Annotated in this window: 15 protein-coding genes and 1 tRNA gene; 8 read left to right on the forward strand and 8 right to left on the reverse strand. The window is 67.2% G+C overall.

The window, feature by feature from the left end; genetic code table 11:
- Nucleotides 1–45: 45 nt before the first annotated feature.
- Nucleotides 46–1,149, reverse strand: a complete 1,104-nt coding sequence (locus GTW51_RS07450; protein ID WP_163043263.1) for an aldo/keto reductase — start codon at nt 1,147–1,149, stop codon at nt 46–48.
- 171 nt (nt 1,150–1,320) lie between these two features.
- Complete coding sequence (locus tag GTW51_RS07455) at nt 1,321–1,641, reverse strand: DMT family transporter (protein WP_163043264.1); 321 nt, start codon at nt 1,639–1,641, stop codon at nt 1,321–1,323.
- A 231-nt stretch (nt 1,642–1,872) separates the two neighbouring features.
- Here GTW51_RS07455 and GTW51_RS07460 point away from each other — a divergent pair, with 231 nt between their 5' ends.
- Nucleotides 1,873–2,499 (forward strand): TetR/AcrR family transcriptional regulator, encoded by a 627-nt coding sequence (locus GTW51_RS07460; protein ID WP_203565942.1) that lies wholly within the window; start codon nt 1,873–1,875, stop codon nt 2,497–2,499.
- A gap of 33 nt (nt 2,500–2,532) precedes the next feature.
- Here the strand turns inward: GTW51_RS07460 and GTW51_RS07465 are convergent, their stop codons facing one another.
- Genes GTW51_RS07465 through queG form a run of 3 tightly spaced genes read right to left on the reverse strand, consistent with a single transcriptional unit; the run spans nt 2,533 to nt 4,989 of the window.
- Nucleotides 2,533–3,507: an SDR family oxidoreductase gene (locus GTW51_RS07465; RefSeq protein ID WP_163043265.1), complete on the reverse strand. Its 975-nt coding sequence runs from the start codon at nt 3,505–3,507 to the stop codon at nt 2,533–2,535.
- Nucleotides 3,480–3,878 carry a hypothetical protein gene (locus tag GTW51_RS23855; RefSeq protein ID WP_246232735.1) on the reverse strand — a complete coding sequence of 133 codons (399 nt, stop codon included), beginning with the start codon at nt 3,876–3,878 and terminating at the stop codon, nt 3,480–3,482. The genes GTW51_RS07465 and GTW51_RS23855 overlap by 28 nt, the downstream gene beginning before the upstream one ends.
- Nucleotides 3,856–4,989, reverse strand: a complete 1,134-nt coding sequence (gene queG / locus GTW51_RS07475; protein ID WP_246232737.1) for a tRNA epoxyqueuosine(34) reductase QueG — start codon at nt 4,987–4,989, stop codon at nt 3,856–3,858. Before queG ends, GTW51_RS23855 begins: the two co-directional genes overlap by 23 nt.
- Nucleotides 4,990–5,157: 168 nt before the next feature.
- Between queG and GTW51_RS07480 the strand changes: the two genes are divergently transcribed.
- Together GTW51_RS07480 and GTW51_RS07485 are read left to right on the forward strand one after the other, a co-directional pair.
- Nucleotides 5,158–5,742: a hypothetical protein gene (locus GTW51_RS07480; RefSeq protein ID WP_163043267.1), complete on the forward strand. Its 585-nt coding sequence runs from the start codon at nt 5,158–5,160 to the stop codon at nt 5,740–5,742.
- A gap of 34 nt (nt 5,743–5,776) precedes the next feature.
- Nucleotides 5,777–6,082, forward strand: a complete 306-nt coding sequence (locus tag GTW51_RS07485; RefSeq protein ID WP_163043268.1) for a carboxypeptidase-like regulatory domain-containing protein — start codon at nt 5,777–5,779, stop codon at nt 6,080–6,082.
- Between the two features lie 70 nt (nt 6,083–6,152).
- Here the strand turns inward: GTW51_RS07485 and GTW51_RS07490 are convergent, their stop codons facing one another.
- Nucleotides 6,153–6,845 (reverse strand): glutathione S-transferase family protein, encoded by a 693-nt coding sequence (locus GTW51_RS07490; protein WP_163043269.1) that lies wholly within the window; start codon nt 6,843–6,845, stop codon nt 6,153–6,155.
- Nucleotides 6,846–7,163: 318 nt separating this feature from the next.
- Here GTW51_RS07490 and GTW51_RS07495 point away from each other — a divergent pair, with 318 nt between their 5' ends.
- The gene (locus GTW51_RS07495; RefSeq protein WP_163043270.1) at nt 7,164–8,042 is read left to right on the forward strand and encodes an undecaprenyl-diphosphate phosphatase; all 879 of its coding nucleotides are present in this window, start codon (nt 7,164–7,166) and stop codon (nt 8,040–8,042) included.
- A gap of 10 nt (nt 8,043–8,052) precedes the next feature.
- Here the strand turns inward: GTW51_RS07495 and GTW51_RS07500 are convergent, their stop codons facing one another.
- Nucleotides 8,053–8,805: a sulfite exporter TauE/SafE family protein gene (locus tag GTW51_RS07500; protein ID WP_163043271.1), complete on the reverse strand. Its 753-nt coding sequence runs from the start codon at nt 8,803–8,805 to the stop codon at nt 8,053–8,055.
- Between the two features lie 14 nt (nt 8,806–8,819).
- Nucleotides 8,820–9,827 (reverse strand): complex I NDUFA9 subunit family protein, encoded by a 1,008-nt coding sequence (locus GTW51_RS07505; RefSeq protein WP_163043272.1) that lies wholly within the window; start codon nt 9,825–9,827, stop codon nt 8,820–8,822.
- A gap of 244 nt (nt 9,828–10,071) precedes the next feature.
- On the opposite strand from GTW51_RS07505, the gene GTW51_RS07510 reads away from it, so the two are divergent.
- The 4 genes from GTW51_RS07510 (at nt 10,072) to GTW51_RS07525 (ending at nt 12,628) form a co-directional block, all read left to right on the forward strand.
- A tRNA-Leu gene (locus GTW51_RS07510) sits at nt 10,072–10,156 on the forward strand.
- A 165-nt stretch (nt 10,157–10,321) separates the two neighbouring features.
- Nucleotides 10,322–11,518: a tyrosine-type recombinase/integrase gene (locus tag GTW51_RS07515; RefSeq protein WP_163043273.1), complete on the forward strand. Its 1,197-nt coding sequence runs from the start codon at nt 10,322–10,324 to the stop codon at nt 11,516–11,518.
- Nucleotides 11,515–12,291, forward strand: a complete 777-nt coding sequence (locus GTW51_RS07520) for a hypothetical protein (RefSeq protein WP_163043274.1) — start codon at nt 11,515–11,517, stop codon at nt 12,289–12,291. The genes GTW51_RS07515 and GTW51_RS07520 overlap by 4 nt, the downstream gene beginning before the upstream one ends.
- Nucleotides 12,292–12,394: 103 nt before the next feature.
- Nucleotides 12,395–12,628, forward strand: a complete 234-nt coding sequence (locus GTW51_RS07525; protein ID WP_203565943.1) for a helix-turn-helix transcriptional regulator — start codon at nt 12,395–12,397, stop codon at nt 12,626–12,628.
- The last annotated feature ends 66 nt before the right edge of the window (nt 12,629–12,694 follow it).

Consider the following 12,694-nt stretch of genomic DNA (forward strand, 5'->3'; position numbering starts at 1 on the left):
ACGGGAGACGGCGGCGCAGCCCTCCTTGCGCGCGATGCCAGGCGGTTATCGTTCGGCGACCGCAGAGCCGCCGAACACAACCTGCCGGCGCAGCTCGCCGGTGAAGAGCCCGTAGATCATCGCCTGCTCCGGCGCGCTGGCAGCGTCGAGGGCGGCCCGGTGCCCGGCACTCAGCACCAGCTCGGTGGCGGCGATGTTGTCATGGAGCTGTTCGACGCGGCTGACGCCCATCAGGGCCGTGTCGACGCCCGGCCGCGACAGCACCCAGGAAAGCGCGACGCGCGCCGGCGTCTCGCCCAGCGCGCTCGCCACGGACTGCAGGGCGTCGACGATCCGCCAGTTCCGGTCGGTGAACAGCGCATCGCCGAACGGGTTGGCGCCGTCGAGCCGGCCGTCCTCCGCCGCGCGCGTGGTGCCGTCGCCGGCATCATTGGGCAGGCCGCCGGCGCGCGGGGCCGCCGCCTCGACCTTGGCGCGATCGTATTTGCCGGTCAGAAGCCCGTAGGCCAGCGGGCTCCACGGCATCATCCCGAGGCCCATTTCCCGCGCCAGCGGCAGGTGCTCGATCTCGACCTCGCGGCTGACCAGCGAATAGAAATACTGCAGCGCGATCGGGCCCGGCAGGCCCCGCACGGCCGCCAGCGTGGCGATGCGCGCGACATACCATGCGGGCGTGTTCGAGATGCCCCAGTAGCGGATCTTGCCGGCCCGCACGAGGCCGGCCATCGTCTCCAGCAGCTCCTCCGGCGGCGTCACGGCGTCCCATACATGGACCCAATAGAGATCGACATAGTCGGTGCCGAGCCGGCGGAGCGAGCCTTCCAGCGCGGCATGGACATGCTTGGCGCCGTTGCCGCCGGCATGCGGGCCCTTGCCGTCGGCGAAGCCCGACTTGGTGGCCACGACGAGCCTGTCCCGGAGCCCGCGATCGGCAACCATCGCGCCCAGCATCTCCTCGCTGCGCCCGCCGGCATAGATGTCGGCGGTGTCGATGAGGTTGCCGCCGGCCTCGACATAGGCGTCGAACACCGCTTCCGCCGCCGGGCGCTCCATGCCCCAGCGGGCAACGCCGAAGGTCATCGTGCCGAGCGCCAGCGGGCTGACGGAAAGGCCGGAGCAGCCGAGGGTGCGGTAATCGGTAAGGGCCATGAGAGGTCTTTCGTAGTGATCGCTATGGAATCTATCGCCCTTCAATCAGCCGCCGTCAACCTTCAATAGCGATCGCTACGTTTCCGTGCGCACGATTGCAGACACGGCGACGGCATCTGGCGTCGCAAGACCTCAGGGCACCCGTCGCGCTGGCCCGAGGCTGCATCCGGCTTAATGCGGGCTCGACAGCTTCATCATCACCAGTCCGGCGAGGATCAGCGCGCCGGCGACGAGGCGCATCGGCGTCACCGACTCGCCGAGGATGACGATACCGACCATGAACGCCCCGACGGCACCGATGCCGGTCCAGATCGTGTAGGCGGTGCCGAGCGGCAGCGTCTTCATGGAGATCGACAGCAGCGCGAAGCTTGCCGCCATCACGACCAGCGTGATGATCGTCGGCCAGAGGAGGGTGAATCCCTCCGAGCGCTTCATGAAATACGCCCAGACGACTTCCAGCACTCCGGCGGCGATGAGAAAGATCCAGGCCATGGTCCAACCCTTGCATGAGGGCCGGGTCGTCCCGGACGTGGTTCATCTCGAAAGCGAGGTCGTCCTGCTCGAACCTGAAGATGAGCCTTAAGGCGCGCCGCCGCAAGGCGCGGCGGCCAGAAGTGCGGCGACACCGTCACGTCGCCGGGTGGAGCCGCCGCGCCAGGCGCGCGATCCGTCGTGACCCGCCGACGCTTTGCGATTGGCACCGACGTTATTATAGTGACCGTTATGGAACCCGCAGCCAACTCGCCCCGCCGGACCGGACGTCCGCTCTCCTTCGATCGCCAGCAGGCGCTGAACGCGGCGATGATGCTGTTCTGGCAGCATGGCTACGAGGCGACGTCGGTGGCGCAGCTGACCAAAGCGATGGGGATCACGCCGCCCAGCCTCTACGCCGCCTTCGGCGACAAGAGCGGCCTGTTTCGCGAGGCGGTGCAACGCTACATGGCCGGCGGCGGCCGGACGGTGGCGGCGATCGTCGGCGGGACGTCGATGGCGCGGGATGCCGCGCGCGAGCTGCTGACCGCCGCGGCGCTCGGCGACACGCGCGACGATGCGCCGCCCGGCTGCCTTCTGGCGAGTTCGATCGTCACCGCTTCGGCGGAGGCGGCAGCGGTCCGCGAGGAACTGGCGGCGATCCGCCGCGACATCGAGGCGACGCTGCGCCGGCGGATCGAAAAGGACGTCGCCAGCGGCGCGCTACCGCCGGATGCCGACGCCGCCATGCTCGCCGGTCACGTGATGGCGGTCATCCAGGGCATGTCGACGCTCGCCAAGGACGGCGCGGACCGGGGCCGGCTGCTCGGCATCGTCGATGTCGCCATGGCCGGCTGGCCTTCCGGGCCGAGCGGATGATGGTTCCCTGAGGCGGCCTCAGCCGGACCCGCGTCACGCCTGCGGAACCGGCAGGCCTGCCGCTGCCCTCGCCCGGTCGGCATCCGCCGTCAGGCCCGCCAGGCCTTCGCGATAGGTCGGATAGCGGAAGACGTAGCCGGCCGCCTTCAGCCTTGCGTTGGAGACCCGCTTGTTCTCGCCGTAGAAACTCCGCGCCATCGGCGACAGCACGGCCGTGTCGAACGGGGTCTCCGGCGGCGCGGCGATGTCGGCGATGTCCGCCGCATAGGCGATCACGTCCTGCGGCGGGGCGGGCTCGTCGTCGGTGACGTTGAAGATGCCGCCGAGGCGGCGCTCGGCGAGGAGCTGCAGCGCGCCGGCAATGTCGTCGACATGGATGCGGTTGAACACCTGGCCGGGCTTGACCAGCCGCCGCGCCGTGCCGCTGGCGAGATTGACGAAGCCGTTGCGCCCCGGCCCGTAGATCCCCGACAGGCGCAGGATGGCGAGCGGCACGCCGCGGGTCGCCGCCGCCTTCTGCCAGGCGTCCTCCGCCGCGACGCGCTCGCGCGAGCGGGCCGAGACCGGCCGCACCTCCGCCGTCTCGTCGACCCAGCCGCCATCATGGTCGCCATAGACCCCGACCGTCGACAGATAGCCGATCCATTGCAGGTTCGGGCTGCCATGGGCGATCTCGTTCTCGTACCAGCGCAGCACCGGGTCGCCGGGCCGCGCATTCGCGCCACCGACATGGGCGCCGGCGGGTGCCTCATGGCCCGGCGGCACCGAGATCAGGAGATGCGTCGCGCGGTACAGCGCCGAGGCGATGCCGTCGGTCGGATGCTCGCCGTCGAAGACGAAGGGCTTGAGCCCGTGCGCCGCCAGATGGGATGCCTTGTCGCGGGTCCGCACCGTGACGCCCTCGACGCTCTTCGGATCGAGCGTCGCGACGAAGTGGCCCGCCGAATAGCCGTGGCCGAAGACGAAGTACCGGGACTCGGTCAATGCCGGGACGGCCCGAAGCGCCATCCCGGCCGCACCACTTCGCCGACTTCGAGCCGGCCGATCCGCAGCCGCCCAATCTCGGCCTCGCCGACCCGGGCCTGGCCCACCGAGAGCCGGCCGATGGCGAACGCCCCGATCGCCAAAGCGCCGATGGCGACGGCACCGAGCGACAGCGCGCCGATCGCCCCGGCGCCCATCGCGCCAGCTCCGACGGCGCCGCTGCCAAGGAGTTCCTGGCGCTGCAGGGCTTCGGGGATGTTGTCGCTCGCCCAGCGCAAGGATTGACGGGCTTTCTCAAGCCCGGCCTTGCGCGCGTCGTCGGCGGTCTCCGCAACCTTGCCGGCTGCTTCCTCGACCGCCGCGACGGTCGCCTCAGTCTTTTTGCCCCAGCGCATGCCATTCACTCCTGACCAAAGGATCTTCCTCCCTATCAAGCGCAGCCGGGCGCCGGCGCAAGGCGTCGGCCGGAGAAAGCCGTCCGAGCGCCCACACCGCCATGGCCCGGACCAGCGGCGCGGGGTCGCCCAGGAGTCGCTCGACCGGCGGCAGCAGCGCCGCCAGGCCCGAATTGCCTGCGGCGATCAGGCAGTTGGACACGAACTTCGCCCGGCCGATGCGCTTGATCGGCGAGCCGGAGAACAAAGCGCGGAACGCGGCATCGTCGAGGCCGAGCAGATGCTCCAGCGAGGGCGCCCGCAGATCGTCGCGAGCAATCAGCCTCGCCTCCCGCGCCGTGCTCGCGAACTTGTTCCACGGGCAGACGGCGAGGCAGTCGTCGCAGCCATAGATTCGGTTGCCCATGGCCTGTCGGAATTCGCGCGGCACCACGTTCCGCGTCTCGATGGTGAGGTAGGAGATGCAGCGGCGCGCGTCGAGCTGGTAGGGCACCGGGAAGGCATTGGTCGGGCAGACGTCCTGGCAGGCGCGGCAGGAGCCGCAGAGATCCTGCCCCGGCGCGTCGGGCGGCAGGTCCAGCGTCGTGAAGATCGAACCGAGGAACAGCCAGGAGCCGTGCTCGCGCGAGACGAGGTTCGTATGCTTGCCCTGCCAGCCGAGCCCGGCCATCTCGCCCATCGGCTTTTCCATCACCGGGGCGGTGTCGACGAAGACCTTCACCTCGTGCTCGCCGGCGCCAGCCTGGCGCGCCTGCGCCAGCAGCCGGCCGGCGAGTTCCTTCAGCCTTCCCTTGATCAGCTCGTGATAGTCGCGGTGGCGGGCATAGACCGAGATGGCGCCGCGATCGAGGCGCGAAAGGATCGCCAGCGGGTCCTCGTCGGGGCCGTAATTCATGCCGAGGACGATGATCGAGCGCACCTGTGGCCAGAGCGCCGTGGCAGAACGGCGGCGGCCGGCGGTCTCCGGCAGCCAGTCCATGCTGCCGTGGTGCCCGGCTTCGACGAAGGCGTCGAGGCGCTCGCCGGTGAGGACACCCTCGCTTGCCGCCGGTGCGATGCCGATGGCGTCGAAGCCGAGGCGGCGAGCGTCGGCCTCGATGAATCCCCGCAATTTTCCGGCGAGAGAGGCAGGCAGCGAAGATGACGCTACGTCCGCCGGCGGGGCGCTATTGGCGACGCGGTGAGCTCTCTGACTAAATCCATAGTCACGATTTCTCGAGGACGATTGAATCTTATCATTGTTCATGTAAATCTTGCCGAAGACTGATGGAGCGACACAATGAGCACCGCTGTCGTCAACTGGATAACCTTGGCACTGCTGTTTCTTTTGCCCATGGTGCCAGCCTTCGTGCTTTATCGATTTCTTCCGGCAGCCGGCGAGGTAGGTGGCACGCTGTACGGCGTGCCGATCAAGCTGACCGGCTCGATCGCCGGTTACGTCGTCGTCCTGATCATCGGCGTCAACTATGTCAGCATCGACGACGTCGCCGGGACAGACCGCTACCGGTTGTACACCATCGCCGGGACGGTGAAACTGGAAGGCATGACCGAGGAGCCGGACTACCGCCAGCTGACCATCAGCTACGCGCCGCGTTCCTACGAGATCGGGCGGCCCTATGGCGAGGGCCAGCTCGACTGGAAGGTGGTGACGCTACGGCCGGCCGAGTCCGTGACCGAAGGCTACCAGCCGCTGGCCGACATCCTGATCGGCTATCCGGATTTCGTCACCCAGAAGCTGACGCTCACGGCTGCGCAGCAGAACGGATCGGACAAGTCGCTGACGTTCGAGCCGGTGACCTTGCGCAAGAAGCGGCCCCTGACCCCGATCGGAGAAAGCGATGCGACCGTCGTCCTGCTCGAGTAGCCGCCGCCTTTCGTCGTCCTTCCTGGCGGCCGGAATGGGCGCATGGCTAGCGGCCGGGTCTGCCCCGGCTCTGGCAGGCGACCTGTATGGCGACGTGCTGGCCACGACCCACGCCGACGCCTCGCTGCGGCCGCTGCCCAACCAGCCGGTGGAGCTCTGCGACAAGGGCGGTGGCGGCTGCGCGAGCGAGATCACCGACGGGCAGGGTTACTACCAGTTCGAGGATCTGGAGAGCGGCACCTACACGCTCAAGGTGCCGGGCAGCGACGGCAGATGGCTGGAGAGGGACGTGACGGTCGACGCCGGACGCCCCCAGCAGCTGCGGATTCTTGCCAAATAAGGTTTGCGCACGGCGTCGATCCGGCGAGCGAGGGCTCCATCGGACACCATACGCGACGCGGTAGTTCGGTTCAGAAATCCAGCTGGGTGTAATGATGCACCGGCGGCAGGCCGCGGATGCGCTCGGTCAGCAGCGGCCGGAAGGACGGGCGCGACTTCAGCCGCATGTACCAGTCCTTGGCGGCCGGCTCCTCTTCCCAGTGGACCTCGCCGAGATAGTCGAGGATGGACATGGCGGCCGCCGCCGCGATGTCGGCATAGGACAGGCGCGGCCCGGCCAGCCAGTCGCGGCTTTCGGCGAGCCAGCCGAGATAGCGCAGATGATGCTTGAGGTTGGCCCGCGCGGCCCGGATCGCCGAGGCGTCCGGCGCGCCGCCGCCGGCTTCCGGCCGCATCTCCAGCTTGAACACCCGCTCGCGCACCAGATAGCGCGTCACTTCGCCGTCGAGTTTGACCAGGAACCATTCCGTCAGCCGGCGGGACTCCGCCCGCTCGATCGGCTTTTCCGGCATCAGCCGCTTGTCGCGCTGGAAGACGCCGCGGGTCTCGTCGAGATACTCGCCGACGACGCTGGCGCCGACGATCGCCGGCCCCTCGTCCTCGATCATCACCGGCAGCGTCGCGGCCGGATTGAGCGCCAGGAAGTCGCGCCGCTTCTCCCAGGGCCGTTCCTCGAGGAGCTCCACCCGCTCGCCGTATTCCCCGAGGACGAGCCGCGCGAAGCGCGAGGCGGCGGACATCGGGTGATGATAGAGTTTGAGCATGAAGGAGAGTGGGCTCTCGGCCGTTCGCCCGGGCCAACCGGCACGTGGCATGAAGGGTTCACGGAAAGCGACAGGCTGAGGCCGCTCGCCGGGATCATCGCAGCAATGCGTCAACTAAGTCTGAACGCCGATCCGCTCGCGTTCCTGGCCACATAGCAGCCACGGCGCCGCATGCAAGGCGTTGCAATCGCGGCGAAAGACGGCCAAAGCGGCGCCGGGCGCACGTGTCACGCCGCAAATCGACCATGATGCTCCGGCGACAGGTTCGGCCCAGCCATCGGCGCTAGACCGGCGCGACCCTGCCAGCACGGGACCAGAATGGATATCAAAGCGATCCTCGACGCCGTCCTGCTCGGCATCACCGAGGGCCTGACCGAGTTCATCCCGGTCTCCTCGACCGGCCACATCCTGCTGCTCGGGCATTTTCTCGGCTTTCACTCGACGGCACGCAGCTTCGAGGTGCTGATCCAGCTCGGCGCGATCCTGGCGATCCTCTCGGTCTATTTCGCCCGGCTGTGGCAGCTCTTCATCAGCCTGCCCTCGAGCGCCCGGAGCCGCCGCTTCGTCGGCGGAATCCTCCTCGCCTTCCTGCCGGCCGCGCTGTTCGGCGCGCTCGGCCACGATTTCATCAAGACGGTGCTGTTCGAATCGCCGATGGTGATCTGCGTCGCGCTGATCGTCGGCGGCGTCATCCTGCTGGTCATCGACCGCCTGCCGCTCAAGGTCCGCTATGACGACATCATGGACTATCCACTGTCGCTCTGCCTGAAGATCGGGCTGTTCCAGTGCCTGGCGCTGATCCCCGGCACGTCGCGCTCGGGCGCCACCATCGCCGGTTCGCTGCTGATGGGCACCGACAAGCGCTCCGCGGCGGAGTTCTCGTTCTTCCTGGCGATGCCGACCATGCTCGGCGCCTTCACCTACGACCTCCTAAAGAACCACCAGCTCCTGTCGGTCGACGATCTCTGGCTGGTGGCCATCGGCTTCGTCTCGGCCTTCCTGGCGGCCCTGTTCGTGGTGCGCCGGCTGCTCGACTTCGTTTCGCGGCACGGCTTCGCGCCCTTCGCCTGGTGGCGCATCGGCGTCGGCGTCGTCGGCATGGTGCTGCTGCTGGCCCTGCCGCCTGCCCCGGATGCCGGCACGGCCGCTCCGCTCGGCCACCGGGTCACCGACCACGGCGTGCCGGACGGGCAGTAGCCCCCGCCGCTCAGAGCAGTCCGAGGACGCCGCGCCGCACCAGGTCGAGCGCGAGGATCGCGAGGATCGTGCGCAGCATCACGCGAAAGTAGCGCTCGTCGAGCCGGCGCAGCAGCGCGGTACCGGCGAGCGTGCCGAGAAAACCGGTGACGATCATCGCCAGGAGCAGCGCCGCATAGGGCCACAGGACGATGCCCATGGCGAAGAAGGCGACCGCCTTCAGCGCGTGCTGGATCGCCGTCACCGCCGCCAGCGTCGCCACCACCGTCTCGCGCGCCTTGAAGGTCTGCGCGAACAAGGCGGCCATGATCGGCGCCGTGGCGCCGAAGAACATCGACAGGAAGGTCGTCACCGCCCCGGTCAGCGCGAAGCCGGCGAAGCCGAGCATGCCCAGCCGCGGGATCGGCACGAAGGTGACGAGGAGGATGAACAGGCCGATGGAGATCTGCAGCGCCGATTCGGGCAGCGCCACGACGAAGCGCGCGCCGATCAGCGCCCCGATCGCCCCGCCGAGCAGGAAGGGCGGCAGCGCGGCCCACGCGACGCCGCGGCGCTGGATGATCACGCGACCGCCATTGGAGGCGAGCTGGACGATGCCGTGCAGCGGGATCAGCACCGCCACCGGCAGGAACACCGTCATCACCGCCAGCAGCGACAGGCCGCCGCCGAGCCCGAAGGCGGCAGTCAGCGCCGAGGTGCAGAAGCTGGCGACGACGAGGATCGCGGCGCCGGCGGCGCCGAGCCCCGGCGGCAGGACCTCCATCGGCCGCCTGTGCCTCAGCGCTGCTCGTCGGATTCTTCGCGGCCGAGCCCGCCGGCCTGCGGCTGCGGCTGGGTGAACTGCCCCTGCGGCCGAAAGCGCACGAGATAGGTGGGCAGCACCGCCTCGAGCGTGCGGCCCCTGATGCCGAAGGCAGCGAGGGTGCGCCCCTCCGCCTCGGCGGCGTCCGAGACGACGTTGTCGTGGCGCAGCTGGCGCACCTGGTCGGGCGTCAGCGGCGCGCCGGGCAGATAGCGCATGACGCTCGCCATGCCGCCGGCGGCGCCGAACGGGATCGTCAGGAGGCGGCGCCGGCGGCCGATGATCCGCAGCATCTCCTCCATCATCTCGCGGAAGGTCAGCACTTCCGGCCCGCCCAGCTCGTAGAGGCGACCGCCCGGCACCGCGCCGTCCACCGTGGCGGCGATCGCCTCGGCGACGTCGCCGACATAGACCGGCTGAAAGCGGGTGTGGCCGCCGCCGATCAGCGGCAGGAACGGCGAGAACCGCGCCATGTCGGCGAAGCGGTTGAAGAACTGGTCCTCGGCGCCGAACACGATCGACGGGCGGATCACAGTGGCGTTGGGGATGGTCTCGAACACCGCCGCCTCGCCCAGCGCCTTGCTGCGCCCATAGGCGGTGTCGCCGTCCGCCGCGACGCCGATCGCCGAGATCTGGGTCACGCCGGCGCCGACGCCGCGCGCCGCCTCGGCCACCAGTCGGGCGCCGTCGGCCTGCAGCGCGTCGAAACGCTGCTTGCCGCTCTCGGCCAGGATGCCGACGAGATTGATCACGTGGTCGGCGCTCTCGACCGCCCGCTCGACCGACCACGGATAGCGCAGATTGGCCTGGATCGGCATGATCTGGCCCATGTTGCCGTTCGGCTGCAGGTGATAGGCGAGGTCCGGCCGGCGGCAGGCGACGCGGATGCGGTGGCCGCGCCTGGCCAGCGCCTGCACGACGTAGCGGCCGATGAAGCCCGATCCGCCGAACACCGCCACCGTCTTGCCCGTATCGACCGTCATTCCGCCCGCTCCTTCGATCGCTGCCGCATGGCGGCATCCTTCAGCGCGGTCATAGCCGGTTCACCGGGGGAGGTGAAGGCGAAACGCCGCCATGCCGGGCGATCGCCCGCGGCAAATCCGACCCGCCCGGGGTCGCCCACCGCCCCGCCTGCGCGATAATCGTCGCCGCGTGAAGCCGTTCCGCGACCATTCGGCAGAAACCGCGTTGACAGGGAGGGGTCCAGCTTCTAATGGTCCGCGCCGTGCCCAGGTGGCGGAATTGGTAGACGCGCACGGTTCAGGTCCGTGTGCCGCGAGGCGTGAAGGTTCGAGTCCTTTCCTGGGCACCATTTACCTGTACAGCAGCGACCAGCTAGGTCCTGAAGGATAGCCGCAAGCCCTGCATTGCAAAGGCTTTGCGTCCAGCATCGTCCAAAGACAATGCGTGACATCCGCAAGAGTTGGGGGTATTTCTGGGGGTGCAGGTAACGCCCTCAGTAGACCTCTGGAAGCCAATGCCCCTCTCGGACGTCAAGATCCGCAGCGCTCCGGCGCGCGACAAGCCCTACAAGATTTTTGACGGCGGGGGCCTCCATCTGCTCGTCACTCCCAAGGAGGCGCGGCTGTGGCGCCTCAAATATCGATTCGCCGGCCGCGAAAAGCTCTTGTCGTTCGGACCCTATCCGCTGGTTTCCTTGAAGCTGGCACGTTCCAAGCGGGATGCTGCCCGGCTGCAACTGCTCGAGGGCCAGGATCCAGGAGAGGTTCGGCGTGCTGCTCGCCTCAGCGAGGAGCGCGATCGTGCGCTGACCTTCGATCATATTGCGGCAGAGTACCTCGAGAAACTCGAACGGGAAGGGCGTGCTGCAGCGACGATGAAGAAGACGCGCTGGCTTCTGGATATCGTCAAGCCACGACTGGGATCCCGCCCGATCGCGCAGATTGAAGCACCGGACGTTCTGGAGCTGCTGCGACAGATCGAGAGCAATGGCACCTACGAGACATCGCGCCGCCTTCGAAGCACCATCGGGACTGTCTTTCGCTTCGCCATCGCCACCGGGCGGGCAAGCTCGGATCCGACCGCCGCCCTGAAAGGCGCTCTTGTGCGCCCGCAGGTCAAATTGCGCTCGGCGTTGCTCGATCCCAGGGAGGTCGGGAAGCTGCTGCTGACGATCGAGACATCCTCTGGCCAGCCCACAACGAAGCACGCCCTATGCTTGTTAGCGCTTCTGGCGCCCCGGCCGGGAGAGCTGCGGCTTGCGAAATGGGAAGAGTTCGATCTTGACGGTGCAGTCTGGCGAGTGCCTGCCGAGCGAATGAAGATGCGACGGCCGCATCGTGTCCCGCTGCCACCGCAGGCTCTGCGGGAGCTTGCCGAACTCGCGCGGTGTACCGGCGACAGCGACTTCTTGTTTCCGTCAATCAACTCTTGGAAGAAGCCAATCTCCGAAAACACCCTCAACGTCGCTTTGAAGCGCATGGGTTACGGCGCCGATCAGGTTACCGCCCATGGATTCCGGGCGACCTTCAGTACGCTGGCAAATGAAAGCGGCCAATGGCATTCCGATGCGATCGAGCGCGCGCTGGCGCATGTCGAGAACAACGATGTCAGGCGCGCCTATGTGCGAGGGGAACATTGGGACGAACGCGTTCGCATGGCGCTCTGGTGGGCCGACCAACTTGATGCGTTCAGAGCGTTGGCACGGGCGTGACGGACGGCAACTCGGACAGCCCGCTAACCCTTTACACGCTTGGAGGAAGGAAAATCCTCAACGAGGCCGCGGTGGAAGCGATCTTGAGTCGCACCGGGCTGCCGCTTAGGGAAGGCTTTGACGCGGTTGCGCTGGAGCATCACCTGAATGAGTTGATCGATCGTACTCTCTTCAAGATGTTCACTCCGCGTTACTCGCGAGAAGAACATGAAACGTTGAGGCGCCACCTTCTCGCGTACGAGAAGCTCGGCCGGGAACTGTCGACGAAGGATTTCTTTCCACCGCGCCTCCCGAAGGGTTGGTACGACAAGACCATGACGTGGTTTGAGGACATGGACCCTCTTCTCGCGAGCCTGTCGCGCGGTGGCCGACCCGGCAAGATCCAGATCTCCTACTTCTACCCACGCGCACTTGGTCTATTCGCCTCGGCCTTCGGTGTCATTCCCGTCTCGACCAGTCGTGACAACAATCTCGAAGACGGCCCAACGGCCCGTTTCCTGCGCGAATTGCTGCGTCAGATCGACGAGGTTCTCGCTGTCACTTCATTTGAAGATTCATTGCCAGATAAAGAGCTCGTCAAGTTCCGCGACTTCAAGACCACCAACGCTGCGGTGAAACAAAATATTGCCCGTGCCATGAAGCTCGAAAACTCCGCAGCAACCGCTGCGACCGGTGCTTCAGGTGGGGCCCTAGGCTCGGCTAGAGCATCCAAGCTTTGGGAGGATTTCGAGCGCCAGTACAATGGCTTCCAGCCAAGCAGACCGCCGAGGTGACAAAACCTTGGCCCGAACGCCCTCAGTTTTGTCCCGATACACCGATCGTTACCGGACGTAGCCTGCGGTCTCAGGATCTCATTGGAACGACGGAGCAGACGACATGGGTAGCGATTTCGATGAAAAGCCTTGGGAAGGCATTGCGCCGACTGGGCGGATGTTGCGCCCCGAGGCTGTAATCACCCGCGTGGGGCTTTCTCGATCGCAAGTCTACCAGATGATTGCTGAAGAGCGTTTTCCTCCCTTCCTGAAGCTCAGCACCCGCGCCTCCGCAATGCCAGAAGCCTGGCTCGATGCCTTCATTGCTCGGCGCGCCGAAATTGCGATTGGCAAGTAGCCAAAAGCTATTCGAGGGTCTGAGCGACAGCCTGACCGACGCAACCGGCGATCTCTTGGGCTGAGA

Source organism: Aurantimonas aggregata (genome assembly GCF_010500835.1).
In the GTDB taxonomy this organism is placed as follows: domain Bacteria; phylum Pseudomonadota; class Alphaproteobacteria; order Rhizobiales; family Rhizobiaceae; genus Aurantimonas; species Aurantimonas aggregata.